Annotated in this window: 26 protein-coding genes; 11 read left to right on the top strand and 15 right to left on the bottom strand. The window is 65.3% G+C overall.

Translation table 11 applies throughout. The features are described 5' to 3' along the window. Positions 1-3 precede the first annotated feature (3 nt). The 11 genes from ACWYRN_RS05915 to ACWYRN_RS05865 form a co-directional block, all read right to left on the bottom strand. Positions 4-936 (bottom strand): type II secretion system F family protein, encoded by a 933-nt coding sequence (locus ACWYRN_RS05915; protein ID WP_488691581.1) that lies wholly within the window; start codon positions 934-936, stop codon positions 4-6. Positions 937-956: 20 nt separating this feature from the next. Beyond that, the gene (locus tag ACWYRN_RS05910; RefSeq protein WP_488691580.1) at positions 957-1,817 is read right to left on the bottom strand and encodes a type II secretion system F family protein; all 861 of its coding nucleotides are present in this window, start codon (positions 1,815-1,817) and stop codon (positions 957-959) included. Then, positions 1,814-3,643: a TadA family conjugal transfer-associated ATPase gene (locus ACWYRN_RS05905; RefSeq protein ID WP_488691579.1), complete on the bottom strand. Its 1,830-nt coding sequence runs from the start codon at positions 3,641-3,643 to the stop codon at positions 1,814-1,816. Before ACWYRN_RS05905 ends, ACWYRN_RS05910 begins: the two co-directional genes overlap by 4 nt. Before the next feature lie 12 nt (positions 3,644-3,655). Further along, positions 3,656-5,332 carry a type II and III secretion system protein family protein gene (locus ACWYRN_RS05900; RefSeq protein ID WP_488691578.1) on the bottom strand — a complete coding sequence of 559 codons (1,677 nt, stop codon included), beginning with the start codon at positions 5,330-5,332 and terminating at the stop codon, positions 3,656-3,658. 57 nt (positions 5,333-5,389) lie between these two features. Continuing rightward, entirely contained in the window at positions 5,390-6,379 is a 990-nt protein-coding gene (cpaB, locus tag ACWYRN_RS05895) for a Flp pilus assembly protein CpaB (RefSeq protein WP_488691577.1), read from the bottom strand. A gap of 3 nt (positions 6,380-6,382) precedes the next feature. Beyond that, a complete protein-coding gene (locus ACWYRN_RS05890) occupies positions 6,383-6,601 on the bottom strand; it encodes a hypothetical protein (RefSeq protein WP_488691576.1) in 219 nt (72 codons plus the stop codon). Next, positions 6,598-7,359 carry a hypothetical protein gene (locus tag ACWYRN_RS05885; RefSeq protein WP_488691575.1) on the bottom strand — a complete coding sequence of 254 codons (762 nt, stop codon included), beginning with the start codon at positions 7,357-7,359 and terminating at the stop codon, positions 6,598-6,600. Before ACWYRN_RS05885 ends, ACWYRN_RS05890 begins: the two co-directional genes overlap by 4 nt. Before the next feature lie 17 nt (positions 7,360-7,376). Next, positions 7,377-8,219, bottom strand: coding sequence for a hypothetical protein (locus tag ACWYRN_RS05880; protein WP_488691574.1), 843 nt, complete (start codon positions 8,217-8,219; stop codon positions 7,377-7,379). Continuing rightward, positions 8,216-9,103, bottom strand: a complete 888-nt coding sequence (locus tag ACWYRN_RS05875) for a hypothetical protein (RefSeq protein ID WP_488691573.1) — start codon at positions 9,101-9,103, stop codon at positions 8,216-8,218. Before ACWYRN_RS05875 ends, ACWYRN_RS05880 begins: the two co-directional genes overlap by 4 nt. Next, positions 9,100-10,443: a pilus assembly protein TadG-related protein gene (locus ACWYRN_RS05870; protein WP_488691572.1), complete on the bottom strand. Its 1,344-nt coding sequence runs from the start codon at positions 10,441-10,443 to the stop codon at positions 9,100-9,102. The genes ACWYRN_RS05875 and ACWYRN_RS05870 overlap by 4 nt, the downstream gene beginning before the upstream one ends. An 81-nt stretch (positions 10,444-10,524) precedes the next feature. After that, complete coding sequence (locus ACWYRN_RS05865) at positions 10,525-10,836, bottom strand: Flp family type IVb pilin (RefSeq protein ID WP_488691571.1); 312 nt, start codon at positions 10,834-10,836, stop codon at positions 10,525-10,527. 585 nt (positions 10,837-11,421) lie between these two features. Between ACWYRN_RS05865 and ubiE the strand changes: the two genes are divergently transcribed. The 9 genes from ubiE (at position 11,422) to nudB (ending at position 20,108) form a co-directional block, all read left to right on the top strand. Continuing rightward, a complete protein-coding gene (gene ubiE / locus ACWYRN_RS05860) occupies positions 11,422-12,156 on the top strand; it encodes a bifunctional demethylmenaquinone methyltransferase/2-methoxy-6-polyprenyl-1,4-benzoquinol methylase UbiE (RefSeq protein ID WP_488691570.1) in 735 nt (244 codons plus the stop codon). 11 nt (positions 12,157-12,167) lie between these two features. Then, positions 12,168-13,124 carry a Tim44 domain-containing protein gene (locus ACWYRN_RS05855; protein ID WP_488691569.1) on the top strand — a complete coding sequence of 319 codons (957 nt, stop codon included), beginning with the start codon at positions 12,168-12,170 and terminating at the stop codon, positions 13,122-13,124. A 130-nt stretch (positions 13,125-13,254) separates the two neighbouring features. Then, positions 13,255-13,989 (top strand): ubiquinone biosynthesis accessory factor UbiJ, encoded by a 735-nt coding sequence (locus ACWYRN_RS05850; protein WP_488691568.1) that lies wholly within the window; start codon positions 13,255-13,257, stop codon positions 13,987-13,989. Further along, positions 13,989-15,560, top strand: a complete 1,572-nt coding sequence (ubiB, locus tag ACWYRN_RS05845; protein WP_488691567.1) for a ubiquinone biosynthesis regulatory protein kinase UbiB — start codon at positions 13,989-13,991, stop codon at positions 15,558-15,560. Before ACWYRN_RS05850 ends, ubiB begins: the two co-directional genes overlap by 1 nt. 1 nt (position 15,561) lies before the next feature. After that, positions 15,562-16,170: a methyltransferase domain-containing protein gene (locus ACWYRN_RS05840; RefSeq protein WP_488691566.1), complete on the top strand. Its 609-nt coding sequence runs from the start codon at positions 15,562-15,564 to the stop codon at positions 16,168-16,170. Positions 16,171-16,736: 566 nt separating this feature from the next. Further along, positions 16,737-17,051 (top strand): FmdB family zinc ribbon protein, encoded by a 315-nt coding sequence (locus ACWYRN_RS05835; protein ID WP_488691565.1) that lies wholly within the window; start codon positions 16,737-16,739, stop codon positions 17,049-17,051. A 51-nt stretch (positions 17,052-17,102) separates the two neighbouring features. Then, positions 17,103-17,690, top strand: coding sequence for a DUF502 domain-containing protein (locus tag ACWYRN_RS05830; RefSeq protein ID WP_229437651.1), 588 nt, complete (start codon positions 17,103-17,105; stop codon positions 17,688-17,690). Positions 17,691-17,763: 73 nt separating this feature from the next. Beyond that, positions 17,764-19,566 carry an aspartate--tRNA ligase gene (aspS, locus tag ACWYRN_RS05825; RefSeq protein ID WP_488691564.1) on the top strand — a complete coding sequence of 601 codons (1,803 nt, stop codon included), beginning with the start codon at positions 17,764-17,766 and terminating at the stop codon, positions 19,564-19,566. Between the two features lie 89 nt (positions 19,567-19,655). After that, positions 19,656-20,108, top strand: coding sequence for a dihydroneopterin triphosphate diphosphatase (nudB, locus tag ACWYRN_RS05820; protein WP_488691563.1), 453 nt, complete (start codon positions 19,656-19,658; stop codon positions 20,106-20,108). Positions 20,109-20,122: 14 nt separating this feature from the next. On the opposite strand, the gene ACWYRN_RS05815 is transcribed toward nudB, so the two are convergent. Beyond that, positions 20,123-20,524, bottom strand: a complete 402-nt coding sequence (locus tag ACWYRN_RS05815; RefSeq protein WP_488691562.1) for a DnaJ-like protein C-terminal domain-containing protein — start codon at positions 20,522-20,524, stop codon at positions 20,123-20,125. Between the two features lie 315 nt (positions 20,525-20,839). Here ACWYRN_RS05815 and ACWYRN_RS05810 point away from each other — a divergent pair, with 315 nt between their 5' ends. Then, positions 20,840-22,024: a hypothetical protein gene (locus ACWYRN_RS05810; protein WP_488691561.1), complete on the top strand. Its 1,185-nt coding sequence runs from the start codon at positions 20,840-20,842 to the stop codon at positions 22,022-22,024. A gap of 141 nt (positions 22,025-22,165) precedes the next feature. Beyond that, a complete protein-coding gene (gene epsC / locus ACWYRN_RS05805; RefSeq protein ID WP_229437647.1) occupies positions 22,166-23,083 on the top strand; it encodes a serine O-acetyltransferase EpsC in 918 nt (305 codons plus the stop codon). 95 nt (positions 23,084-23,178) lie between these two features. Here epsC and ACWYRN_RS05800 read toward each other — a convergent pair whose 3' ends face one another. From ACWYRN_RS05800 to ACWYRN_RS05790, 3 genes are read right to left on the bottom strand one after another with little or no spacing between them, the layout of a single operon-like run. Continuing rightward, positions 23,179-23,910 carry an ABC transporter ATP-binding protein gene (locus ACWYRN_RS05800; RefSeq protein WP_488691560.1) on the bottom strand — a complete coding sequence of 244 codons (732 nt, stop codon included), beginning with the start codon at positions 23,908-23,910 and terminating at the stop codon, positions 23,179-23,181. Next, a complete protein-coding gene (locus ACWYRN_RS05795) occupies positions 23,907-24,740 on the bottom strand; it encodes an ABC transporter permease (protein ID WP_488691559.1) in 834 nt (277 codons plus the stop codon). Before ACWYRN_RS05795 ends, ACWYRN_RS05800 begins: the two co-directional genes overlap by 4 nt. Before the next feature lie 4 nt (positions 24,741-24,744). After that, on the bottom strand, positions 24,745-25,725 hold the full coding sequence (locus ACWYRN_RS05790; RefSeq protein WP_488691558.1) for an aliphatic sulfonate ABC transporter substrate-binding protein: 981 nt from the start codon (positions 25,723-25,725) through the stop codon (positions 24,745-24,747). Positions 25,726-25,741 lie beyond the last annotated feature (16 nt).

The raw sequence follows: 25,741 nt of genomic DNA, 5'->3' as shown, positions 1-25,741 counted from the left end.
GTCTTACAGTCCGTCGTGGATGAACTTCATCGCGATCGGGAAAAACAGCACGATGAAGGTGCAGGGGAAGATAAAGGCGATCAGCGGGAACAGCAGCTTCACCGGGGCCTCCATCGCCAGCTTCTCGGCGCGCAGGAAGCGCTCGCTGCGGCGCTGGTCAGCCTGGGCGCGCAGCACCGGGCCCAGGTTCATGCCCATGCTCTCGGCCTGGATCACGGCGCCGGTGAAGCTGCTCACGCCCGGCTCGTTGAGGCGCTCGGCCATACCGCGCAGCGCATCGGCGCGGCTCTTGCCGGCGCGGATGTCGCGCAGCACGCGCTGCATCTCGTCGCGCAGCACGCCTTTCGGGCCGCGCGCCACCGCCTGGCTCAGCGCGCCCTGCAGGTTCAGGCCGGCTTCCACGCACAGGGTCACGATGTCGAGGTAAAAGGGCAGGCTTTTCAGCAGTTCGCTGCGGCGCCGGACCAGGCGGTCGCGCAGCCAGATCGCCGGATACACAAAGCCGCACACGGCGCCGAACCAGGCCGCCCACAGGTAGGCGTCCAGGCCGATGTTCTCGGCCAGGGCGCCGGGCTGGTCGAAGGAACCCAGGATCCAGCAGCAGACCAGCGCCAGCAGGATGGCCGCGACCAGGCGCGCGGCCAGGAACTGGCTCGGCGCCAGCGAGAAGTCGAGGCCGGCCTTGCGCAGTTTGCCCTGCAGCGCCTGGTGCGACTTGTCCGGCACCAGCGGGTCGATGAAGTAGGCAAGCGCATGGATCGGCCACCACAGCAGGCGAAAGCCCAGCGGCGGCGGGTCCTTGTATTCGCGGTCCTCGGGCGGCACGCTGGCCACGGCGCGGCTGGCCAGCCAGCCGACCAGCGCCGCGGCCAGGCCGATCAGGATGGCCAGCAGCAGGAGTACGGTGTTCGAATGCGAGAGCAGGAAGTTTTGCATGGCGAAGTATCGAATGACGATCAGACGTCGATGGCGACGATCCGGCGGATCACGTAGATGCCCAGGCCTTCGAGCACGCCGATCACCGCCAGCGTCGCCCAGCCGATACGGTCGTGCCACAGGTAGGCCATGGCCTCGGGCTCCATCTTGTTCAGCACCAGCATCAGGGCCAGGGGCAGCGCGCCGACCACCCAGGCCTGCAGCTTGCCCTGGGCGGTCAGGGCGCCGATCTTGCCCTCCATTTGCAGGCGGCTGCGTACCGTGTGCGCGGTGCGTTCCAAGGTTTCGGCCAGGCCGCCGCCGGTCTCGTTGGCGATGCGCATGGCCGACACCACCAGCGTCGTGGTCTGGGTCGGCACCCGGCGCGCCAGGTTGGACAGGCTTTGCTCGAGCTGCAGGCCGAGGCGCTGTTCGCGCAGCAGCAGGGTGAACTCCTGGCCCAGCGGGCCCGCGGTCTCGGTCACCAGCTGGGCGATGGCGGCGTTCAGGCCGATACCGGCGCGCATGCCGCCGGCCAGCATCATCAGGGCGTCGGGCAGCTGTTCCTCGAACTGGCGCATGCGCCGCTTGCGCATCCAGGCATACAGGGTGCGCGGCAGCAGCGCCATGAACAGCAGCACCGGCACGCCGAGCAGCGCGCTGCCGGTGAGGATCGATACCAGCAGCGGCACCAGCGCCATGCCGGCCAGGTTGACGATGAACAGCTTGCGCGGATCGATGAACAGGAAGAATTCCCTGGCCTTGAAGCCGGCGCTCTTCGTGAAGCTGGTGCGGTAGCGCTTCAGCGTGACGGTGCCCATGTCGATCACGAACCAGGCCAGCACCGCGCTGGCCAGGGCCACGACGATGGTGTACGACAGCAGGACGGTGGAACTCATCATCGCCGCACCTCGTCATGGCAGCGCTCGTCCACCAGTTCGTTCGGGTGCTGGGTGAACAGCTTCATGTCGAGCTCATTGCCCACGGCGCGCAGCTCCTCGTAGAAGGTCGGCACCATGCCGCAACCCGTGAAGTAACCCTGCACCTTGTGCTCGCCGTGCTCGTCGCGGCCATAGCCGCGGTGCACGAAGCGGAACACGTCCTGCAGCTGGATCTTGCCGCTTTCCATGCCGGTGACCTCGGTGATGCAGGTCACCTTGCGCGAGCCACAGGCAAAGCGGGTCTGCTGCACCACCAGGTCGACCGCCGAGGTGATCTGCTCGCGGATCGCCGTCAGCGGCAGGTCCATGCCCGCCATCAGCACCATGGTCTCCAGGCGCGCCAGGCCGTCGCGCGGGGTGTTCGCATGCAGCGTGGTGAGCGAGCCTTCGTGGCCGGTGTTCATCGCCTGCAGCATGTCGAGCGCCTCGGCGCCGCGGCACTCGCCGACGACGATGCGGTCGGGCCGCATGCGCAGCGTGTTCTTGACCAGGTCGCGGATCGCGACCTGGCCCTTGCCCTCGACGTTGGCCGGGCGCGATTCGAGGCTGATCAGGTGCTCGTGGTGCAGCTGCAGCTCGGCCGCGTCTTCCACCGTGATGATGCGCTCGCCGTCGGGAATGAAGTTCGACAGGATGTTGAGCAGCGTGGTCTTGCCGGAGCCGGTGCCGCCCGAGACGATGATGTTCTTGCGCGCCTCCACGCAGATTTGCAGGAAGGCGGCCATTTCCGGGCTCAGCGCGCCGAAATCGACCAGGTCCTTCGAAGTCAGCTTGCGCTTGGCGAATTTACGCACCGTCAGGGTCGGTCCCTTCAGTGCCAGCGGCGGGATGATGGCGTTCACGCGCGAGCCGTCCTTCAGGCGCGCGTCGACCATCGGCGAGGATTCGTCGATGCGGCGCCCGAGCGGCGCCACGATGCGCTCGATCACGCCGAGCACGGCGCGGTCGCCGGTAAAGGTGAGCGGGTGGCGCTGCAGGCGGCCGTTGCGTTCCACATAGATCTGGTCGTAGCGGTTGACCATGATCTCGGAAATGCTGTCGTCACCCAGCAGTTCCTCGAGCGGGCCGAGCCCGATGGCTTCGTCGAGCACCTGGCGGCTCAGCACGCCCGGGTCGAGTTCGCGCGGCAGCTCGCTGCCGATCTCGCGCATGATCTCGGCGATCAGGCTGCTGGTTTCGCCCCGCAGCTGGGCGTCGGTCATCGACGACACGTCGCGCCGGCGCAGGTCGATCATGTCGAGCAGCTTGTTGTGGATGCGCTTGCGCCACTCGAATTCGAGCTCCTTGATGGGCTGCGCCGACAGCACCACCGGATAGCCCTGGTTTGCCGAGCCCTGCGCCGGCGCCGATTCGCCGGCCGGCGTACGCAGGAGTTCCTGCTGGGCGCGCGCGGCATGCGCGCGCGATTCGTTCAGCGCGTCGGTGGCCTGCTGGTTGCGGTGTATCGCGGCGCTCGAACGCGAGCCCGGCGCGGCGGCCTGCACCAGCACCGGCTGCTCGTGCTCCAGCACGCGCAGGCGGTAGGGGCCGACGCCGATGATGTCGCTGCCGCGCAGCGGCCCGTGCTGGGCGTCGATGCGTTCCTCGTTGACGAACACGCCGCCAAAGGCGCCCATGTCTTCCAGCAGCACGCCGCCGGGAGTGCGGAACAGGCGCGCGTGCTCGCGCCCGACGCGCCAGCTGTCGAGCCGGACCTCGTTGTCGCGGCCCTTGCCGATGACGCAATCGTCCGGGGCCTGCAGCAGGCGCTGGGTGCCGTCCGGGGCGGTGATTTCGATCTGCAGCATGGTGTCTCCTTCTTACTGCGTGTTGCGCGGCGCGCCAGCCGGGGCCGGGGCGGGCGCCGGCAGCGATTGTTGCGGCGTCCCGGGTGGCAAGCGGCCGGGGCGGTTCGAATCGCTGCCCGGCTGCAGCGGGTCGCTCAGGTAGGGCGAGCGGTCCAGGCGTTCCGACAGGCGCTCGGTGGTTTTCTGCACGCGGTCGACCAGGCCGGGGCTGCGCGAGTCGACCACGGTCGGGGTCACGAACACCACCAGCTCGGTTTCGCGGTTCTGGTAGCGCTTCGAGCGGAACAGCGGGCCCAGCACAGGCAGGCTGCCGAGCAGGGGCACCTTGTCGACGTCGTCGCTGATGTTGCGCTGCAGGAGGCCGGACAGGACCATGGTTTCGCCTTCGCGCGTGTTGAACTCGGTCTTGGTGCGGCGCGTCAGCAGCGCCGGGCCATTCGGCGTCGAGACCGATGGGTCGAGCGAGCTGACCTCGGATTCGATCTCGGCGCGGATGATGCCGTCGCGCCCGACGCGCGGCTCGATCTCGAGCCGGATGCCGTACTGCTTGAACTGGATCGTCACGCCGTTCTGGCTCGCCACCGAATACGGATATTCGCCGCCGGCCAGGAAGCTGGCCTTGTAGCCGCTGCGCGCCGACAGCTGGGGTTCGGCCAGGACGCTGGCCGTGCCCTGCTGCTCCAGCAAATTCAGCTGGGCCGACAGGCCGATGTTCAGTCCGGTCAATACGTTCAGCGAGGTGGGCAGGGTAGCGGTGCCGTTGCTGGTGCCGGCGCCCTGGCCCGGCGGCGGCGCATCCGAGATCGGCAGGCCGTTGCCGCCACCCGGGATGCCGATCGTGTAGGGGCCGTCGTGGCCGCGGCGCCCCGGCGCCCAGATCGCGCCCAGCGCGCCGCCGCCGTTGGCGGTCCACTTCAGGCCGATCTCGCGCAGCTCGCTTTTCGGGAACTCGACCACCTTCACGTCCAGCATGACCATCTTTTCCCAGCCGATGGCGCTGGTGAAGTTCACGATCTGCGGATAGCGCTTGGCCAGCTCGGCCACCTTCTCGCGGTCTTCGTCGGACAGGGCATCGCCTTCGACGATCACCTTGTCGCCGACCACCGAGGTCCTGGCGTGCGGAATGCCCGAGACGAACGCCGCCACTTCGCGCGCCACGCGGGCGGTATCGCCGGGCAGGATGTTGACCTTGATGCGCTGGTAGCGGCCGTCCTCGTTCCAGATGAACAGCGTCGAGCTGCCGGCGCCGTTGGCGAACAGGATGGTCTCCTTCTCGTCGAGCGCGGCGGCCGACAGGATGCCGCCGTTGCCCACCGCGATGCGCGCCACGCCGGGCGTCGGGAACACGCGCGACTCGCCGACGAACATCTGGATTTCCGGGACCGGGCCGCTGTCGTCGGTATTCTTCACCGGGGCATAGGGTGTGTTCCTGGCCGCGTCGCGGCGCGCGCCGGCGCCCGGCTTCGAGCGCAGGATCTCGCCGGCCGTGTCGCGCCGCGCCGTGGGCGGGTTGGGCGTGGTGGCGCCGGTGATCGGCGCCGGCGCCAGGGCCGGCGAGGTGTGCGCCGGGACCGCCTGGGCGGTGGAGACGGAAGCGGTGCCCGAGCAGGCCAGGCCCAGGCAGATGGCAACGGCGCTGCGCAGCGGGGCGGTCGTTGTCCGGTGGTGGTTCAGGATGGTCGATGTCATGGGTGCGGTTGGTGGGAAGTTATCGCCGCGGCCGTGCTGCCCGGCCGCGGCGCGGGATCAATATGCTGCGTTGGCCTGGGCGACGACAGGGGCGGAATGCGGCGCTGCAGGCGCGGCCGGCGCTGCGGGCGTTGCCGGGGCTGCGGCCGGCGCCGGCTCGGGCGCCGCCGCGCGCGGGGCCAGGCGCAGGGCTTCCGGCGGCGTGCCGTTCAGGTTGCCGCCGTACAGGACCGGCACCTGGCGCGGAGCCCGCACGCGGCGCACGCCGCCTTGCGGCGCCGGATTGGTCAGCCCCAGCAGCGCGGCCACGTCGTACTGGCCGGGCAGGGCCATCTTGTCCTGCGGATTGCGCAGCAGCGCGGTCAGGGTGCCGCCATCGCGGGCGGCGATCAGGAAGCGGGCCTGCTCGGGCGTGGTGTCGATGGTCACGGTCGTGTACTGGCGCTCGTCACCGGTCTTCGGATCGTTCTGGGAGCGCTGGCCGGTGGCCATCACGGTCACGCTCTGCATCACCGGGAAGGTCAGCTTCTTGCCGTTGCGGTCGACCGTGGCCAGCAGGTCGACCGTGTCGCCCGGTTCCAGCATGCCGGAGATCGAATTGATCTCGTCCACCGGCACCGTCATGGCGCGCCGCCCGGCCGCGACATTCGCCGAGAAGGTCGGCACGCGCGCCGTTTCCATCAGGCCCCAGAGGATCATTTCGCCGCTTTTCACCGGATAGGCCAGGCGCTGGCCGTCGACCCGTTCGAAGTCCTCGGGCGAGAGCGCGACCGAGTGCGCGAACTCGGCCGGGATCGGGCGCAGGGCCATGTTCTCGGCCGACAGCAGCTCGCCCTTCGGGATATCGTTCTTGGCGACGATGACGGTGATGGTCTTGCCCTTGGCGCTGTCTTCGATGGCCTGCATCTGGCGGTTCAGGTAGCTGCGCGCCGACATCGCGGCCAGGCCGCCGATGGTAAGGGCAACCAGCAGCAGGGCCCAGGTGCGGTTCGGCCGCAGGCGGCGGATGTGGGTGACGGTGGCTGTGGCTTTGGCTGCGAGGTTCATGATTTAGGTAGGCAGGGAGATGGAATGGGTAAAGCGCTTGTAGGCTTTCTCGAAGCCGTCGAGCAGGATCTGGACCGTGTTGCGCGAGCCGGCGCCGTTGTCGCTGCCGGGAACCGGCAGGAACAGGGCTGCGGCCAGTGCCGCGCAGACGACGGTGTATTCCATCATCGACTGGCCGTGCTGGCGCCAGCGCGCCGGGATTGGAGAGCGGTGCTGCCTCATCTGCGTTCCTCCACGAAGTTGACTGTCTGGACCACGATGCTGCTGCCGGCCTCGTTACCGGGGCGGATGACGGCCATGGCTTCCTTGTCCTTGCCCTTGAAGAACAGGGTGCGGCCGTTCGCCACCTCTGCCGGCACGCCCAGCGAGCGCGCCTGGTCCGGCGCAGCTTCGCGCTCGAGGAGGTAGCCTTCGGCTTCGAGGCGCCGGACCAGGTGGTCGCGGTTCAGCTGCTGGCTGTGGCCGTTGGTGGCCAGGATGTAGGAGGTGGCGCGCCCACGTTCGGTGGAACTGAGCTGGTTCATCAGGCGGCTGCCGTTCGGCAGGCGCGCCAGCATGCGTTCGTTGACGGCGCGGTTGGCGTCGCGCTGTTCGTAGGCCGCTTTCAGGTTCGCGACGGTGACCGTGCCGCGCGTGCCGCCGCGTTCGCCCGGCAGGGCTTCCAGCATCACCGATACGTAGTAGTCGCCCTCGGCCCGGCCCAGCACCAGCTTGCCTTGCACGTTGTTCTCGACCAGCGGCTGGCCGAGGCTGGTGCGGAACCAGGCCGCCGTGGCCAGCGGCGCGGTGCGGGTGACGAAGCCCTGCATGCGCGTCGGGGTGCCGTTCACGGACATCTGTTCGCCGATCTGGTAGGCGCCGGCGCCGGATGGCAGGGCGACGCGCGGCCAGGCGGGAGCCGGCGCGGCGGCGGCGGGCAGCGGCAGGCCCAGCGCCGATGCCAGGGCCAGGGCGCCCGCCAGGCGGGTGTGCAGCGGCATGTTCATCATCCGCCCCGTCATGGCTGCACGACGCGATCGGTGGGCACGACTTCTTTCCAGTAGTCGAGCTTGCCGAGTTGCGGGCCACAGTCGGAGAGGCAGCCGCTCGGGCTTTCCATGATGACTGCGCCGGCCTTCACGAGCGGGACGATGTATTTGAACGGTCCGTGATCCCCGAACATCGTGCCGGCGTTGAGTTCGAGGCTGTCGATACGCCTGGCGGTGTGATCGGGATCCTTTGCGGTCCAGCCGTCCGGCACCAGGTCCACGTGGCGCCGGATCACCAGGTCGAGCGCCTTCAGGCCTTCGTAGCTTTTGGTCGGCCCGGTCAGCGAATCGGGCAGGTTGGCCACGCTCACGCTGACGTTGCCGCGGAAGACGCCGCGCGCCTTCAGGTCCAGGGCGCTCCGGCGCAGGAAAGGAGTGCCGTCGCTCGCGCCGCGAAAGCCCGCCCCGGGGTCCTGGCTCGCGCCTTCGCCAAAGCTGATGCGCACGTCGTTGTCGAAGTTGCGGATCAGTGCGTCGCCCAACGGGTCGCGCCAGAACAGGTTCTGGTGGGCCTTGAAGTCGCCGGGCGTGTCACCTGTCTTGATCGGCGCCGACGCATTGCTGTAGAAGCGGCGCCGCACTTCGCCGGCGAGCTCGCCGTTCGGCTTCCAGCTGCCCGTGGCATCGTTGCGGACGGTCGCGTCGAAAGCCACGTAGCGCGCGGCCATGTCGGTGGCGTGCGCGATGTCCTGGTACTTGGCGATCATCGGCAGCAGCAGCAGGAAAGGCACCAGGATCAGTGCCAGGCCGAGGAACTCGACCAGGGCCTGGCCGCGGACGGCTGGGGCAGGAGCAGGGCGGCGCGGGTTCATGTGCCCTCCGCCGTGATCGTGTAGCCGCCGTTCAGGTAAGGCGCGAAGATGGCCGGGTCGGCCTTCATGTCGAACCTGGCCTCCACCGCGGTCGAACTTTCCTTGCCGACGGTGCGCTGCAGCGTCACGCCTTCCACGCCCACGGTGGGGACGAAACTGCCGGCCTTGCTGACGCAGCCATGGATGCCGCCCATGCCCTGCACGGTCTCGCATGCGTGGCCGGCGATGCTGCGTGTCGGGCCGGCGGCGGCTGGCGGGCCGGCCAGCTTGCGCAATACCGCCATTTGCTCGGCCATGCGCGGATCGGCTGCGAGCGCGGCCATGGTCTTGTCCATCTGCGCGCGCCCCGGTGCGCGCGGAGGGACGACGGCATCGGCATGGGCGCGGGCGTCGCACACGCCGCGCGCGGTCTTGCGTACCAGGTCGATGTCGCATTCGCCCTTGACCGAGCTCAGCACCGCGTTGCGTTCCTCGGTTTCGATCAGGCTGCAGTCGTCGGCCATGCGCGCGATGTAGGCCACCGAATAGGTGATGCGCCGGTTCGGCGCGGAATACTCGAACTCGTTCACACGCAGGATCTGGTCCGGAAACTCGGCGGGAGGACGTACCGGCCGGCCGAGGCGCCGGTTCGCATCCATGCAAAAGGCCACCTTTTGCTTCAGGTCGGCGAGATTGGACCTGATGCCCGGGCTGTCGCGGTAGTCGTCCTTCAGGTGGGCATAGTGCACGGTCACGGCCCTGGGTCCCGGCTTGACGGCCAGGTGCGGCGCCGGGGCCGCATCGACACGCCGTTCGAAGGCGGTGCCGGCATGCGCCGGCGCGGCCTGGGACAGGCACAGCGCCAGCAGTGCGCCCTGGAATGCGCACAGGCGGACAGAGTTCATGGTGTTGCTCCTTGCTTCGCTCTGGCGGCAGCCACCGAGGTAGCGGAATTGCCGACCAGGTGGACTTGCCAGTAGGGATTGAACAGGCTGCCCAGTTCGGTGGCGCCGTTCGATTGCGTATGATCGAAAAACACTTCGGAGGTCGCCACCGCGGCCAGCACCCCGCTGGCGAGAGCGCCGTCGAACACGGCAAGCTCGCCGGTCGGCTTGATGTCCGACGTGCCGGCCGAGGTGCGGGTCTGGCCCCTGGCGCGCGTCAGGCGGATGGCGAACTGCACGCGCGGGTCGCCACGCCTGGCTGCATTCTTGTTGTTGGGCGAGTAGGCAAGTGCGGCATCGGAAAGTTCGTAGAACTCCGGCACGCCGCTGTAGCGCCAGCCGCTGTTCGCCGACGCTTGCCGGCTGCCGCTGCCGAGCCCATAGGTCTTGTTTGTCTTGCATGAGAAGAAGCCCATGGAGCGGACCTTGAAATTGGCGCTGTCGTTCGCCTGCCAGGAATTGAATCCAGTCAGGCCTGTCTTGCCGGTGCGGGAGGCTTCGCCAATCGGGATGCTGCATGGCCAGGGCGACTTGGAGCTCCACTTACGCTCACGCACGAATTCGTCCTTGTGCGCGCTGGCCACGATCACGTCTTTCATGCGGGTACGTGCATTGTTCTTGCGCTCGGCGATGAACGGTGCGCTGCCTTCGAAGAAATTCCAGTCGTCGTCCAGGGGCACGGTATCGATGGCCACGTCACCGTCGCCGCGGTAATTGGCGTCGGCTACGTCGCGCATCACTTCGGAGCGGGCAATCGTGAAGCCCAGGAACATCGCGGCCTGCATTGCCTTCAGCTCGGTCTTGGCGATGTCGGCCCGCACCAGGATTGCGTTGCCGATGTTGGCGCTGTTGAACGCGTTATTCGCGTACACCACCGGCGTGTATAGCGGAGGATAGGACAGCGCATAGCACAGCGGCACATATTTGACCGTGGCCAGCGCGACGGGAATGGAATACTGGGAATAGCAGGACAGCGGCGGTACGTTCTTGATATGGCCTTGCGCATACTGCAGCCAGGACGAGATGCTGACCATCTGCGCGATATTCGCCTCGTTGGCGATCAGGGCGCGGTTGGTGTACGCATCGAAATTGAGCGCGCGCGCATGCATGACGCCGGCACTGTAGGCCACGGCGTCGGCAGTATTCACGAGCTTGGTTTTCTCCGCGGTCATCTGGCCGGTGTTGAACACGAAAAAGGTGGCGACGGCCGCGCCCAGCACGACCAGGATGCCGAAGATCATGGCCTGGCCACGCTGCCGCAAAGGCAGGCGCAGGCGGCCTGGTGAGGAGAAGTCGGTCATGGTGCGAGGGGAACTGGAACCGCCATGCCGTCTGCGGGACGGCATGGAGGAGAGAACAGTGCGGCGCAATCGGGCGATCGCTTATTGCGTGCCAGCCGAGCCAGCGCCGGTCTGGTTGCCGTAGGTGTCCAGCGAGCGTTTTTTGCCGGCAGTCGTGGCGGCGGTGGAACCGGCAGTCTTGGCCTTGTTGATGGTTGTCGTTGCGTCGTTACCGCCGACTTCGCTGGCGATGGCGCCCATCTGGGTACGCACCGTGGTGCCGAACAGCTGGGTGACAGCGATGGCCGACACGGCGATCAGTGCCACGATGATGATGTACTCGGTCATGCCTTGACCGGTTTGTTTGCGCTGTTTGCGCAGGCGCAGTTTCGAGAAATTAAAAGTGGTACGCATGAGACCTCCTAGTTGATGGAGATCAAAGGCTAGCATCGCGATTTTTCCTGCTCAACCGCGGTTCAATTGAATTGCGTAATTAAATCATGCACTTGTGAAATTTTATTTCCGAAACGGAATGGGGTATATGCACGAAGCTGTTTAAGCGTCTGTTAAATTTACTAGAGTAAATTGTTAAGGTGAAATTTCTCTCGTGAGCTTGTGTGACATTTATTGGCTGTAAGAAAAAAATTATGCAAGGTAAGTTTCTTTTGTTAAATCCCTTTATTGCTTTTAACAAAGATGTGCGAATTGGTGAGAATCTGTTTTTAAGCGCCTTTGCGTTTCTCTCTTTATGCGATTTGCATGCGCCATAGGCGAATTAAATGGATTCACCATTTCTTTTAAGGAAAATTTTTTCGGGGCTAGTACCACTTCTGCAACAGTATTGTGCGCCCCTTGCACGTGCACGGATTTTGTGCAGGCGCGGCGTTTTCAGCCTCCAGCGCCGTGCCGGAAACAGCAGCGTCCGGCTGGCTGCCGGGCCCCGGCGCTCCCCGCCCTATGTCGCTTGTATAATGTGGCAAGATCAACCGGCAGAGCACTATGACCAACACCACCCATTTCGGCTACAAAACGGTCTCCGAGGACGACAAGGTCCACGAAGTCGCCAAGGTATTCCATTCGGTCGCGGCGAAATACGACGTGATGAACGATCTCATGTCCGGCGGCCTGCACCGTATCTGGAAAACCTTCACCATCGCCCAGGCCGGCGTGCGCCCGGGCTTCAAGGTGCTCGACATTGCCGGCGGCACCGGCGACCTGTCCAAGGCCTTTGCCAAGCAGGCGGGGCCGAGCGGCGAAGTCTGGCTCACCGACATCAACGAGTCGATGCTGCGCGTGGGCCGCGATCGTCTGTTGAATAAAGGACTAGTCACCCCCACCTTGCTTTGTGACGCAGAGAAGTTGCCGTTCCCGGACAATTATTTCGACCGGGTCAGCGTGGCCTTCGGCCTGCGCAACATGACGCACAAGGACCAGGCACTGGCGGAAATGCGCCGCGTGCTGAAACCCGGCGGCAAGTTGCTGGTGCTGGAGTTCTCGAAGGTGGCGGCGCCCCTGCAGAAGCCCTACGACCTGTACTCGTTCTCGGTATTGCCATGGCTGGGCCAGCGCATCGCCAACGACTCGGAAAGCTACCGTTACCTGGCTGAATCGATCCGCATGCACCCGGACCAGGAAACGTTGAAGACCATGATGCAGGACGCGGGACTCGAACGCGTGCAGTACTACAACCTGACGGCCGGTGTGGCAGCCTTGCACACCGGCATCAAGATGTGAGGAGCGAGACGATGAAAAAGTTGCTAGTTGCCGCAGTGCTGGCCTTGACCACCACCGCCATGATCGCCGAAGCCACCGCACGCCCGATGGGCGGCAAGCGTTCCTTCGGCCGCCAGTCGCAGACCGTGCGCCAGGCGCCGCCGCCTGCGCCGGCCCCGTCCGCGCCGGTCAACCGCCAGACAACGCAGCCGAACGCCGCACCGGCAGCGGCGGGAGCCACCGCTGGTGCGGCGGCTTCTCAAGCTGCGAAACGCCCGAGCATGTGGAAGGGCATCCTGGGCGGCGCGCTGCTCGGCCTGGGTCTTGGCGCCCTGTTCTCGCACCTCGGCATCGGCGGCGCCATGGCGTCCTTCCTGTCGGGCCTGATCATGTTCGCGCTGCTGGCCCTGGCCGTGCTGTTCATCGTGCGCATGTTCCGCCGCAAGGACACCCCGGCGAATCCATCGTTCCAGGGTTTCAGCCAGCAGCCGGTTCCGGCAGGCGGTACCCCGGCCATCGGTTCCGGTCTTGGCCAGCCACAATCCTTCCAGGCCCAGCAGCCGGTTGGTAATGTGTCGCTGAACAAGGCGGCCCCGGCGCCGCAAGCCTGGGGCGTGCCGGCCGACTTCGACACCGACGCCTTCCTGCGCCATGCGAAAGCCAGCTTCATCCGCATGCAGGCGGCCTGGGACAAGGGCGACGCCAACGACCTGCGCGAATTCACCACGCCGGAAGTGTTTGCCGAACTGAAGATGCAGATCCAGGAACGCGGCCCGAACGCGGACTACACCGACGTGGTCGAGATCGGCGCCCAGCTGCTGGGCATCGAGACCACGCCGACCGACTACCTGGCCAGCGTGCAGTTCAGCGGCCTGATCCGCACCGCGCCGAATGCGCCGACCGAGCCGCTGAACGAGGTCTGGAACATGTCGAAACCGCTGTCGGGCAATGGCGGCTGGGTCCTGGCCGGTATCCAGCAGCTCGCGTAATACTTTTTTTGCAAACTTTCCTGTGCGCCCGGGTTTGTGGCGGGCAAACTGGTAAGATCGAAGCCGCCCGCGCACTGCCGGGCGGCTTTGTTTTTTAGCGAACACATTCATGTCTGGGAATTCAACTTTTTTGTCCCCGCAACGCACCCTGAGCGCGACGGCCAGCGCCACGATCAACCATTTGCTGGCCGGGGAAGACTGGGCGCGCGCGGCGCTGCGCCGCCACCACGGCAAGCTGGCCTGCATCGATACCGGCCACCTGCAAGTGCGCCTGCGCGTGGCCGCCGACGGACTGCTCGAAGCAGGGGAGCCGGACGCCGTGCCCAGCGTTACCATCCACGTCAAGCTGGCCGACCTGCCGCTGATTGCCCAGAATCGCGAGCGCGCCTTTTCGTATGTGCGCATCGAGGGTGATGCGGAATTCGCGAACACGGTCTCGCAGCTGAGCAAGGGCTTGCGCTGGGAACCGGAACACGACCTCGAGCGCCTGTTCGGCCCGATCGGCGCCATGCGCCTGGCCGGCGGCGCGCGCAGCGCGGTATCGAATGCCCGCGCCACCGGGCGCCGCCTGGCGGAAAACCTGGCCGAGTTCCTGGTCGAGGAACAGCCGGTGCTGGTGCGCCCGAACGACGTGGAAGAATTCGGCGCCGGCGTGGTGCGCCTGCGCGACGACGTCGAACGCGCCGCGAAACGCATTGCCAAGCTTGAACAGTTGTTGGCGCAAAATCCGGCGCAAAATCCGGCGCAACAGCGCGGGTCGGCAGTCATTGTCGCTCCGGCCAACGCCCTCGTGCAGACTCCGGCGCAGCGCGGCGCCGTCATTCCGACAACCCGCCCCAGCGGGGACACTACCCTGGATAGCTGATGATATTGAAATTCCTGCGCCTGCTTAAAATCTTCACGGTCGTCATCAAGTATGGCCTCGATGAAATTGCAATGTCCGGCCTGCGGGTGCCGCGCACCGCCCGCCTCATCAACGGTATCTTTTTCTGGCGCCGCATCACCACGCCGCGCGCGATCCGCCTGCGCCTGGCGCTCGAGGAACTCGGCCCGATCTTCATCAAGTTCGGCCAGGTGCTGTCGACCCGGCGCGATCTGATGCCGCCGGATATCGCCGACGAACTCTCGCTGCTGCAAGACCGGGTGCCGCCTTTCAGTTCGGACCTGGCGATTGCCCAGATCACCAGGGCGCTCGGTGCATCGCCCGACCAGTTGTTTGCCAGCTTCGACCCGGTGCCGGTGGCCTCGGCCTCGATTGCGCAGGTGCACTTTGCGACGCTGAAGAACGGGCGCGAAGTGGCCGTGAAAGTGCTGCGGCCGGACATGAAGAAGACCATCGACGAAGACATCGCCCTGATGTACATCGCGACCGGCCTGATCGAAAAAGTCTGGGCCGAAAGCCGCCGCCTGAAGCCGCGCGAAGTCGTGGCCGAGTTCGACAAATACCTGCACGACGAACTCGACCTCATGCGCGAGGCGGCGAACGCCAGCCAGCTGCGCCGCAACTTTGCCGACTCGACCTTGCTGATGGTGCCGGAAATGTTCTGGGACTATTGCTCGAGCAGCGTGATCGTGATGGAGCGCATGCGCGGTATTCCCGTGTCGCAGATCGACCGCCTGGCGGACGAAGGCGTGGACCTGAAAAAACTCTCCAGCGATGGCGTGGAAATTTTTTTCACCCAAGTGTTCCGCGACGGATTCTTCCATGCTGACATGCACCCGGGGAACATCCTGGTCTCGGTGGAGCCGGAAAGTTTTGGGCGCTACATTGCGCTGGACTTCGGCATCGTCGGCACCCTGAACGACTTCGACAAGGATTACCTGTCGCAGAACTTCCTGGCCTTCTTCCGCCGCGACTACAAGCGCGTGGCCGAGGCCCACATCGAATCGGGCTGGGCGCCGCGCGATACCCGCGTCGACGAACTGGAGTCGGCGGTGCGCGCCTGCTGCGAACCGATCTTCGACCGGCCATTGAAGGACATTTCCTTTGGCCAGATCCTGCTGCGCCTGTTCCAGACTTCGCGCCGCTTCAATGTCGAAGTCCAGCCGCAGCTGGTGCTGCTGCAAAAGACCCTGCTTAACATCGAAGGCCTGGGGCGCCAGCTCGATCCGGACCTGGATTTGTGGAAGACCGCGAAGCCCTACCTGGAGCGCTGGATGACCGAGCAGGTCGGCTGGCGCGGCCTTGTCGAGCGCTTCAAGGCCGAGGCGCCGCGCTATTCCCACATCTTCCCGCAACTGCCGCGCCTGATGCACCAGGCGCTGGAACACCACTCGCATCCGCATGGCGCGACCAACCACGAGATGATGCAGCAGGTGCTGATGGAGGTGCGGCGCAGTAATCGGCTGCTCGGCTTCCTGGCCTGGCTGGCGGGCGGGATCACGTCGGGGATCTTGTTTGCGGCCTTGTTGACGCGCTACGGCGGCGCAGCCTGAGATGGCGACGCCCGTGCCAGACTTCGCCAGCCGCGACCCCTTGAGCCCCGGTTTCTGGGACGAGCGTTTCGAGAAGGCGTTCACGCCCTGGGAGCGCGGCGGGGTGCCGCAGGGCTTGCGCGACTTCGTGGCCCGTACGCCCCGGTCCATGAGCACGCTGATTCCCGGTTGCGGCAGCGGGCGTGAGCTGGCGTTCCTGATGGATGCGGGCTGGGATGCGACGGCGATCGACTTCTCGCCGGCAGCGGTGCAACTGGCGCGTCAAGCGGTCGGGCAGTGGGCGGGCAGGGTCGTGGAGGCGGATTTTTTTGCCTATGCGCCGCCGCGTGTGCTGGACCTGGTCTACGAACAGGCTTTCCTGTGTGCGATGCCGCCAGCGATGTGGCCACGCATTGCGGCGCGCTGGGCCGAATTGCTGCCCGCTGGTGGCTTATTGGCTGGGTTCTTTTTCTTTGGCGAATCGCCGAAGGGGCCGCCGTTTGGCATCGCCCGTGCCGCACTCGATGAATTGCTGCTGCCGCATTTCGAATGCATCGAAGACAGCGAGGTCGTCGATTCCATTCCCGTCTTCGCCGGCAAGGAACGCTGGATGGTCTGGCGCCGCCGCTGAACGGTGGCGGCCTCAAAGTAGGGTGGACAGCTCTACCTGAGACCGATGAGCGTTCGCATCCTATGCGCTGTCCACGCGTCGATCACGATCGGCTCCGTCATCGTGTACGACGATCTTGCGTGTGGCGATCGACGCGTGGACGGCAGAGCCGCCTTTCGTGGCCCGGTCCACCCTACGGTCGCCTGCACAGGCAAGAGCATCGTTGCAGCATGCAAACCGTCCAGGCAAAAAAACGCCCGCATGCGCGGGCTTTTTGAAGTACATCGTTCTTGTACGGCCATGCGGCGACTCGCGTCGCGCAAACTTCTGTTTCTTGACTCTTTCACCTGACAGGTTCTTCCGACCTGCCGGTAACGCATCCCGTTGAGAGATGATATTTAATCACCTTAGTTGATTTTCGGCAAACGAATCACGCTAAATGCTGATTAAAAACAACACTGCTCCGCTCCGGGAATGCTATGCCGGCCCACCCGCTTGCCCCGGTACGGGCCCTTTCCAGCGAATCGGCAACTTGGGCGACAAAAGCTTTATAATTCAGGGTTTTGAAGATTTTTGCGGAGTATCCAATGCCGATTTACGCTTACCGCTGCGATGAATGCGGTTTTTCCAAAGATGTGCTGCAAAAAATTTCCGATCCGGTGCTGACCGATTGCCTCTCTTGCGGCAAGCCTGCGTTCAAGAAGCAGGTGACCGCGGCCGGCTTCCAGCTGAAGGGCACTGGCTGGTACGTGACCGACTTCCGTGGCGGCAAGGCGCCTGCCACCGGCACCGCGCCGAGCACTTCGTCGGACAGCGCCGCCAGCGCCACCCCGGCTGCGTCGTCGGGCGACAGCACGCCAGCCGCCGCCCCGGCCGCCAGCACCGACACCAGCAAGACCTGATGTATTCTCCTGCGGCCTCCGGGCCGCAGCAATAAGAACAACGAGAACCCGATGCGCAAATACTTTCTTACCGGCTTGCTGATCCTGGTTCCCCTGGCAATTACCGCCTGGGTCCTGAGCATGGTCATCGGTACGCTCGACCAGTCGCTGCTGTTCGTGCCGGCACGCTGGCAACCGCGCGCCCTGTTCGGCTTCGACATCCCCGGCATCGGCGCGATCCTCACCATCGCCATTGTCTTCCTGACGGGCCTGCTGACAAACAACCTGGTCGGCGGCTACGTCGTGCGCCTGGGCGAGCGCCTGCTGAAACGCATTCCGGTGGTCAGCTCGCTGTACGGCAGCGTCAAGCAGGTGTCCGACACGCTGTTCTCGTCCTCGGGCAACGCCTTCCGCCAGGCGGTGTTGATTCCCTATCCGCACGCGGATTCCTACACGATCGCTTTCGTCACCGGCGCGCCGGGCGGCGACGTGAAGAACCACCTGGTCGGCGAATACCTGAGCGTATATGTGCCGACGACCCCGAACCCGACTTCCGGCTTCTTCCTGATGATGGAACGCAGCAAGGTCGTCGAGCTGGACATGACGGTCGACGCCGCCCTGAAATACATCGTTTCCATGGGCGTCGTCGCTCCCGAATAAGTAATAGCATCAAGGCCGCTATAGCAAAGCGAAAGCGGTGCAACCGAAATACCAACCTGGAATAGAGAAAAATATGTCCTCCATGCGTACCAACTACTGCGGCCTCGTCACCGAAGAACTGCTGGGCCAAACCGTCAGCCTGTGCGGCTGGGTGCATCGCCGCCGCGACCACGGTGGCGTCATCTTCATCGACCTGCGCGACCGCGAAGGCCTGGTGCAGGTCGTCTGCCATCCGGACAATGCGGATGTGTTCAAGGCCGCCGAGCACGTGCGTAACGAGTACTGCCTGCGCATCACCGGCACCGTCGTGAACCGCCTGGAAGGTACCGCCAACGCCAACCTGAAGTCGGGCAAGGTCGAAATCAACACCTCGCAACTCGAAGTGCTGAACGCGTCGGTGCCGGTGCCGTTCCAGCTGGACGACGACAACCTGTCGGAAACGACCCGCCTGACGCACCGCGTTCTGGACCTGCGCCGCAACCAGATGCAGCACAACCTGCGCCTGCGTTACAAAGTGTCGATGGAAGTGCGCAAGTACCTCGACAACCTGGGCTTCATCGACATCGAAACCCCGATGCTGACCAAGTCGACCCCGGAAGGCGCCCGCGACTACCTGGTGCCGTCGCGCGTGAACCCAGGCAACTTCTTCGCGCTGCCGCAATCGCCGCAGCTGTTCAAGCAGCTGCTGATGGTCGCCAACTTCGACCGTTACTACCAGATCACCAAGTGCTTCCGCGACGAAGACCTGCGCGCCGACCGCCAGCCGGAATTCACCCAGATCGACTGCGAAACCTCGTTCCTGACCGAACAGGAAATCCGTGATTTGTTCGAAGATATGATGCGCGTCGTCTTCAAGAACGCCGCCGGCATCGACCTGCCGAACCCGTTCCCGGTGATGGACTTCGCCACCGCCATGGGCTCCTACGGTTCGGACAAGCCGGACATGCGCGTCAAGCTGCAGTTCACCGAACTGACCGAGCTGATGAAGTCGGTCGAGTTCAAGGTGTTCAACAGCGCCGCCAACATGGCCGGTGGTCGCGTGGTCGGCATGCGCGTGCCACAGGGCGCGTCGATGCCGCGTTCGGAAATCGACGCGTACACCCAGTTCGTCGCCATCTACGGCGCCAAGGGCCTGGCCTACATCAAGGTCAACGAAAAGGCGAAAGGCCGTGACGGCCTGCAGTCGCCGATCGTCAAGAACATCTCGGACGAGGTCCTCGCCCAGATCCTGGAACTGACGGGCGCCGAAGACGGCGACCTGATCTTCTTCGGCGCCGACAAGGCGAAAGTCGTGAACGACGCCATCGGCGCGCTGCGCGTAAAGATCGGCCACTCGGAATTCGGCAAGAAAGCCGGCCTGTTCGACGACGTCTGGGCGCCGCTGTGGGTGATCGACTTCCCGATGTTCGAATACGACGAAGACGGCGACCGCTGGAACGCCACCCACCACCCGTTCACCGCACCGAAGGATGGCCACGAAGACATGCTCGAGACCAACCCGGGCGCCTGCGTTGCCAAGGCCTACGACATGGTCCTGAACGGCTGGGAACTGGGCGGCGGTTCGATCCGTATCCACCGCGAAGAAGTCCAGAGCAAGGTCTTCCGCGCCCTGAAGATCGACGCCGAAGAAGCGCAGCTGAAGTTCGGCTTCCTGCTCGACGCCCTGCAATACGGCGCGCCGCCGCACGGTGGCCTGGCCTTCGGCCTGGACCGCCTGATCACGCTGATGACCGGCTCGGAATCGATCCGCGACGTGATCGCCTTCCCGAAAACCCAGCGCGCGCAGGATCTGCTGACCAATGCACCGTCGGAAGTGGACGAGAAGCAGCTGAAAGAACTGCATATCCGCCTGCGTAACGAACCGAAGGTCGGTTAATCACGCCCGGCCGTATGGCTGGGTAGAATAGAGGCCGGAACCTGTCATGGGTTCCGGCCTTTTTTATGCGTTTCACGGAGTGTTCGAGCGTGCACAAGATTCCCGAGTCGGTCCTGGTTGTCATCCATACGGTTGACCTGGAAGTGCTGTTGATCGAACGCGCCGACCGGCCCGGTTTCTGGCAATCGGTAACGGGCTCGCTCGATGCGCTCGACGAACCGCTGCTGCAGACGGCTACGCGCGAGCTGTTCGAGGAAACGGGGATTGTTGCCGATGGGGATACAATCCGCCTGTTGGATTGGGGATTGTCAAATATTTATGAGATCTACCCGACCTGGCGCCACCGCTACGCGCCAGGGGTGACGCATAACACCGAGCACGTGTTTTCGGTCTGCGTGCCGCGCGACATCGCCATCACGCTCAGTCCGCGCGAGCATGTGCAGTATGCGTGGCTGCCGCTACTGGAAGCGGCCGACCGCTGCTTTTCGTCGTCGAATGCCGAGGCGGTGCTGCAATTGCCCCGGCACTTCAAGCAGCCCTGACGGCGCTTGCTGGTTTAGCGCCAGCAGCTCAGGCGCAGCGTATCGTTTTCGCGTGCGGAAATCTGGGTAGGACGGTCGTTGCCGCAGCGGTAGGTGATGGTCAGGCGTTTTTCGGTGTTGCGCCGTGGATCGCCGCACAGGTGGTTGCCGGCGACAACCACGCCACCGTTGCGCTCGGCTTCCTGGCGCACCGCACGGCGGGCATCGCACATGGCGCCGCGCACGCCATAGATTGCCTCCTCGATAATCAGGCGGTCACGGCCGCCGCGGCCACCGTCACGCGCATCGCGCTGGCCGGCGGCATAACCGTCGTCGTAGCCGCGGCGGTACTCGGCGCTCTGGGCAAAGGCGGAAGAGGATGCGGCGGTCAGTGCCAGCACGAGGGCGATGCGTTGGATGTTTTGGTTGAATCGCATTTTTCTACTCCAGGGGTTCAGTGGTGGAACGATGCCAGCGTGATGGTGGTCTGCGCTGTAAGTACGTCTATAGTGTGTCAGCAAAAGCCGGCTGCCGGTATCGCGCTCGCTGTAAGAAAAGTGTCAATCTGTAAGCGCTTGCCCTGTCATATCAGCTAGTCAACTTTTGCCGGCAGCAAGGTTATACTGTTTGGAAACATTTTGCCAACTGAAGCAGAAGGGTTTCCGATGCAGATACGTGCTGTCGTCCTCGCTACGCTTGCTTGTCTCTTCGTTCCACATGCTGTCGCCCAGACGCGCCTGCCGGAAACCTATATGGAGCGCCTGAAAACGGCGGAAGCGGCGACCGCGCCGCTACCGGCTGCCGTTTTCGGTGGGGGCGGTGTGCCGAACGGCAGCGACCCCGCCCTGGACAAGCTGGTGCTGCAACATGGCAGCCAGCTGCAGATGCTTGGCACGGCGCGTTCCTTCGTCGGCGATACCGATGGGGCAATGGCGGCCTTCGATGTCTTGCGGCGGCGCCAGCCGCGCCATTCACCCGCCATCGTGCGCCAGATGGCGCTGCTGGAACATGCCGCGGCGGAAGAGGCGATTGCGGCGATCGTACGCGAGGCACGCACCAAACGGATCGTGCTCATCAACGAGGCCCACCATGTGCCCCTGCACCGGGCCTTCGCCCAGCGCCTGGCCGCCGAGCTGAGGAAGATCGGCTACACCTACCTGGCCTGCGAGACCTTCAACGCCCTTGGCGCCCAGGCGGCAAACGAAAAGCGCTATGTCGCCCGCGACACAGGTTATTACACGAGCGAGCCGGTGTTCGCCGGGTTCGTCAACGCCGCGCTGGCCGATGGCTGGACGCTCGTTCCCTACGAGTTCGAGGATATCCGCGTCCGGACGCCGGCCGAGCAACTGCGTCTGCGCGAAGAGATGCAGGCGCGAAATTTGGTCGATCGTATCTTTGCCAAGGATAAGGATGCCAAGGTGCTGGTCCTGGTTGGCTATTCCCACCATCACAAGTCGCCCGAAGCCGAACCGAAGACGATCCTGATGGGAGAACACTTGCGCCGGATGAGCGGCCTGCCGTCGCTGCACGTCGAGCAGGTCGACTTCATCGCCCATCCCGATCCGGCCGACGACAACCCGCTGTATGCGCCGCTGTTGGCCACCTATCCATCCCAGGGGCCAATTGTCCTGCGCAATGAAGATGGCAGCTATCCGATCCTGTTGGGCGTGAACGGACGGATCGACATGCAGGTGATTCACCCGCGCTATCCGGTCCGGGACGGAAGGCCCGGCTGGCTGGTGTCGCTGGCCGGGCGCACGGCGGTGCCGATTCCGGCCAGGCTGCTGCCGTCGAGCGGGCGGCGCGTGATCAAGGCGACCCCGGCCAGCGCGCCGGAGGATGCGGTGCCGACCGACATCGTGCTGGTGGAAGCGGGCAAGGCGGCGCCGGCCTTGATGCTGACGAAGGAGCCGTATCGCTTTTCATATGAAGAATGACCGCGGATAGAAAAATCACCGCGGATGTCGCTGCGTTAGAGAAATTTCCTACCCTCAAGAAGGCGCGATGGCATTGTTCTGGAATAAAGAAGTGTAATTAAAATCGTTCGTGCGGCGGGCATGTTGGAGTAGGCTGGATGCATGAACGACAATCACTTCCCCCCGGCCGGCGCCAACCACTGGCAGCTCGGCCCCATCATCGAGGCGCTGCGCAATTCGCGCGAGAACACCCATAACATCCGCCACCAGGGCCGGGTGCGCGAGCTGCCGTCGCGCGAGGTCCTGAAGCAGGTGATCGAAGGCATCTCGGCAGCGCTGTTTCCCACTCATTACGGCCGCCCAGACCTGAACGACGAAAGCATCGACTACTTCGTCGGCGACACGCTGAACGTGGCGCTCGACCGCCTGGTCGAGCAGGTGCGCCGCGCGCTGCGCTTCAGTCCGGAATCCGAGGAATTGAGCGAGGCCGAGCTGGCCGAGCAGGCGCGCGCCATCACCCGCACCTTTGCCGCCAGCCTGCCGGATATCCGCGCATTGCTCGTGTCCGACGTGCAGGCGGCGCTGGCCGGCGACCCGGCCGCCAGTTCCGTGGCCGAGATCATGCTGTGCTATCCCGGCACCATCGCCGTGCTCTACCACCGCCTGGCGCACTGCCTGCACCGCCTCGGCGTGCCTTTCCTGGCGCGCCTGGGCGCCGATATCGCGCACACGCTCACCGGCATCGACATCCACCCGGCCGCCCAGATCGGCCCGAGCTTCTTCATCGACCACGGCACCGGGGTGGTGATTGGGGAAACGGCCATCATCGGCCGCCACGTGCGCCTGTACCAGGCCGTGACCCTCGGTGCGCGCCGCTTCCCGACCGACGACAGCGGGGCGCTGGTGAAAGGGGCGCCGCGCCATCCGATCGTCGAGGACGACGTCGTCATTTATGCCGGCGCCACTATCCTCGGCCGTATCACGGTGGGCGCGGGCTCGACCATTGGCGGCAATGTCTGGCTCACGCAAAGCGTGGCGCCGGGCAGCAACGTCACGCAGGCGCAGATGCGCGGCGCTTGACGCTGGCGCCGGCCGCCTCTAGCCTCCCCGGGCGCCTTGGGCTGTGGCTGGCGGCCAGGTGGCGTGAACGGCGTGCAGGCTCGGGAAGACCGGCCTCAGATCGCGTGCACCGCGTGCAGACTTTCCAGGATGGCCGGCTTCAGGGTGGACGTAGCCAGCACGGCGCGTTCGCGCGGCCGTGCGTGATCGATCTCGAACTCGGCGCGCGCCGGGCCGGGCACGCCGTCCATCAGCACGATGCGGTCGCTCAGGTACAGCGCTTCGTCGATATCGTGCGTCACCAGCAGCACGCTCAGGCGGTGCTGCTCGGCCACGCGCGCCAGCAGGTCCTGCAGGCGCATGCGGGTGAATGCATCCACGGCCGAAAACGGTTCGTCCAGCAGCAGCACGCGCGGCCGGGTGTAGAGTCCGCGCGCAATCGCCACGCGCTGGGCCTGGCCGCCGGAGAGCTGTTTCGGTAGTGACTTGCCGAAGCCGCTCAATCCCACTTCTTCGAGCAGCGCCGCCACGCGGCCGGCATCCGGCGCATCCGTCGCACCGAACACGATGTTCTGTTCCACCGTCAGCCAGGGGAACAAGCGCGGTTCCTGGAAGATCAGGCCGATCTCGGCATGGGTGCCGCGTATCGCGCCGCCGCGCAGGCGCACGCTGCCGCGGTACTGGCCATCGAGGCCAGCGGCAATCGACAGCAGGCTGCTCTTGCCGCAGCCGCTGGCGCCGATCAGGCTCACCACTTCGCCTGGCGCCAATCGCAGATGAAAACCGCGCAGTACCGTGCGCGTGCCATAGCGCTTCTCGTCGACAGCCAGTTCCAGCAGGGCCGTCATCGCGCGCCCCGGTTCGCATAGCTGTCGCGCCAGGACAGCAGGCGCGCTTCGAGCGCACCCATGGCCGTGTCGCTGACCTTACCCAGCAAGGCCAGCAGCACGATGGCCGCCAGCATGATGTCGGCGCGGCTCGATTCGCGTCCGTCCGACAGCAGGTAGCCCAGGCCCTGGCTGGCCGCGATCAGTTCGGCCGCCACCATGAACATCCACGCCAGGCTCAGGCCATTGCGCAGGCCCGTGAGTACGGCCGGCAGCGCCGCCGGCAACAGCACACGGCGCGCCAGGGCCAGCGGCGACAGGCGGTACAGCTGGCCCACTTCGAGCAGCTTGCGGTCGACGCCGCGAATGCCCGACACCGCGCCCATGTAGACCGGGAAGAAGGCGCCGATGGCGATCAGGATCAGCTTCGGCGTTTCGTCGATGCCGAACCAGAGCAGCAGCAGCGGCACCCAGGCCAGCGAAGGAATCGCCCGCAGGGCCTGGAAGCTGGGGTCGAGCAGGCGTTCGGTGCGCGGGTTCAGCGCCACCGCCGCGCCCAGCACCAGGGCCAGGCTGGCGCCGATGGCAAAACCGGCCGCCACGCGCAGGCAGCTGCTGGCCAGGTGGCCAGGCAAGCCGTTCTGCGCCAGCCAGGCCAGGGTGGTGGCGATCTCGCTTGGCGCCGGCATCAGGTTGGCCGGCACCAGGCTGCTGCGCACGCCGAACTCCAACGCTGCCACGGCCAGCAGGGGCAGCAGCAGGCCAAGCGGCAAGCGCCAGGGTTTGCGCGGCGCCGGCGCGGACGCTGGCAGGGGCAAGGGCAGGGGTAGGTTCGTCGATTGCGGCTTCATGGGTTCAAGCGCGTGCAATCAGCTGCTGCGCGAAGCGGGTGTCGATCAGGCCGGCAATGGCTGCGTTCAGGTCGGTGCCGGGCTTTACCAGCGATTCTTCGCGCAGGATGGGAGCGGCCAGTTGCAGCGCCTTCAGGTGCTCGTTCGACGGCTGCGGATTACTAAAGTCGCTGCGCAGCTTCACCTGCAGCAGGGCCACCGGCAGCGAGACTTTCGCCTCGCTTGCGAGGATCTTCGCCGCTTCGCTTGGATTGGCGCGGGTCCAGAGGCGCGCCTTTTCATACGCCGCGATCACGCGTGCGGTCTGCTGCGGATACCTGGCCAGGAACTCTTCGCGCACGTTCAGGAAGCCGTAGGTATTGAACGACACGTTCCGGTACAGCAGGCGCGCGCCGCCTTCCAGTTCGGCCGCCGCCATGTGCGGGTCGAGCCCGGCCCAGGCATCGACGCGACCCTGTTCCAGCGCCGCGCGTCCATCGGCGTGCTGCAGGGCGACGTGTTCGATGTCGCTGCGGCGCAGGCCCACGCTTTGCAGGGAGCGCAGCAGGAAGAGATATGGGTCGGTGCCCTTGGTGGCCGCCACTTTCTTGCCCTTCAAATCGGCCAGGGTGCGGATAGGCGAATGCTTCGGCACCACCAGCGCCGTCCATTCCGGGCGCGAATAGATGTAGGGCGTCTTGATCGGATTGCCGTTGGCCTTGGCCAGCAGGGCGGCCAGGCCGGCGCTGGAGCCGATGTCGATGCTGTTCGCGTTCAGGTATTCGAGGGCGCGGTTGCTGCCGGCGCTGAGCACCCATTTCACACGTGTACCGTCGGCCTTGAAGGCATCTTCCAGCCAGCCGAAGTGGCGCAGCACCAGGCTGGTAGGCGAGTAATAGGCATAGTCCAGGCGCAGTTCTTCCAGATTGGCGGCGCGGCTGGCCAGGGGCAGGGCGGAGAGGGCAGCGCCGCTGGCGGCAAGCTGGAGCAGGCTTCGTCGTTTCATGTTCTTCTTCTTTCGT

Source organism: Massilia sp. BAP21, from assembly GCF_057801335.1.
This window is presented reverse-complemented; position numbering and strand designations above follow the sequence as displayed.

Excerpts from the sequence above, each read along its gene's own strand:
- ACWYRN_RS05915 (WP_488691581.1), bottom strand. The coding sequence starts at position 936 with ATGCAAAACTTCCTGCTCTCGCATTCGAACACCGTACTCCTGCTGCTG.
- ACWYRN_RS05910 (WP_488691580.1), bottom strand. The coding sequence starts at position 1,817 with ATGATGAGTTCCACCGTCCTGCTGTCGTACACCATCGTCGTGGCCCTG.
- ACWYRN_RS05905 (WP_488691579.1), bottom strand. The coding sequence starts at position 3,643 with ATGCTGCAGATCGAAATCACCGCCCCGGACGGCACCCAGCGCCTGCTG.
- ACWYRN_RS05900 (WP_488691578.1), bottom strand. The coding sequence starts at position 5,332 with ATGACATCGACCATCCTGAACCACCACCGGACAACGACCGCCCCGCTG.
- cpaB (WP_488691577.1), bottom strand. The coding sequence starts at position 6,379 with ATGAACCTCGCAGCCAAAGCCACAGCCACCGTCACCCACATCCGCCGC.
- ACWYRN_RS05890 (WP_488691576.1), bottom strand. The coding sequence starts at position 6,601 with ATGAGGCAGCACCGCTCTCCAATCCCGGCGCGCTGGCGCCAGCACGGC.
- ACWYRN_RS05885 (WP_488691575.1), bottom strand. The coding sequence starts at position 7,359 with ATGCCGCTGCACACCCGCCTGGCGGGCGCCCTGGCCCTGGCATCGGCG.
- ACWYRN_RS05880 (WP_488691574.1), bottom strand. The coding sequence starts at position 8,219 with ATGAACCCGCGCCGCCCTGCTCCTGCCCCAGCCGTCCGCGGCCAGGCC.
- ACWYRN_RS05875 (WP_488691573.1), bottom strand. The coding sequence starts at position 9,103 with ATGAACTCTGTCCGCCTGTGCGCATTCCAGGGCGCACTGCTGGCGCTG.
- ACWYRN_RS05870 (WP_488691572.1), bottom strand. The coding sequence starts at position 10,443 with ATGACCGACTTCTCCTCACCAGGCCGCCTGCGCCTGCCTTTGCGGCAG.
- ACWYRN_RS05865 (WP_488691571.1), bottom strand. The coding sequence starts at position 10,836 with ATGCGTACCACTTTTAATTTCTCGAAACTGCGCCTGCGCAAACAGCGC.
- ubiE (WP_488691570.1), top strand. The coding sequence starts at position 11,422 with ATGACCAACACCACCCATTTCGGCTACAAAACGGTCTCCGAGGACGAC.
- ACWYRN_RS05855 (WP_488691569.1), top strand. The coding sequence starts at position 12,168 with ATGAAAAAGTTGCTAGTTGCCGCAGTGCTGGCCTTGACCACCACCGCC.
- ubiB (WP_488691567.1), top strand. The coding sequence starts at position 13,989 with ATGATATTGAAATTCCTGCGCCTGCTTAAAATCTTCACGGTCGTCATC.
- ACWYRN_RS05840 (WP_488691566.1), top strand. The coding sequence starts at position 15,562 with ATGGCGACGCCCGTGCCAGACTTCGCCAGCCGCGACCCCTTGAGCCCC.
- ACWYRN_RS05835 (WP_488691565.1), top strand. The coding sequence starts at position 16,737 with ATGCCGATTTACGCTTACCGCTGCGATGAATGCGGTTTTTCCAAAGAT.
- ACWYRN_RS05830 (WP_229437651.1), top strand. The coding sequence starts at position 17,103 with ATGCGCAAATACTTTCTTACCGGCTTGCTGATCCTGGTTCCCCTGGCA.
- aspS (WP_488691564.1), top strand. The coding sequence starts at position 17,764 with ATGTCCTCCATGCGTACCAACTACTGCGGCCTCGTCACCGAAGAACTG.
- ACWYRN_RS05815 (WP_488691562.1), bottom strand. The coding sequence starts at position 20,524 with ATGCGATTCAACCAAAACATCCAACGCATCGCCCTCGTGCTGGCACTG.
- ACWYRN_RS05810 (WP_488691561.1), top strand. The coding sequence starts at position 20,840 with ATGGAGCGCCTGAAAACGGCGGAAGCGGCGACCGCGCCGCTACCGGCT.
- epsC (WP_229437647.1), top strand. The coding sequence starts at position 22,166 with ATGAACGACAATCACTTCCCCCCGGCCGGCGCCAACCACTGGCAGCTC.
- ACWYRN_RS05800 (WP_488691560.1), bottom strand. The coding sequence starts at position 23,910 with ATGACGGCCCTGCTGGAACTGGCTGTCGACGAGAAGCGCTATGGCACG.
- ACWYRN_RS05795 (WP_488691559.1), bottom strand. The coding sequence starts at position 24,740 with ATGAAGCCGCAATCGACGAACCTACCCCTGCCCTTGCCCCTGCCAGCG.
- ACWYRN_RS05790 (WP_488691558.1), bottom strand. The coding sequence starts at position 25,725 with ATGAAACGACGAAGCCTGCTCCAGCTTGCCGCCAGCGGCGCTGCCCTC.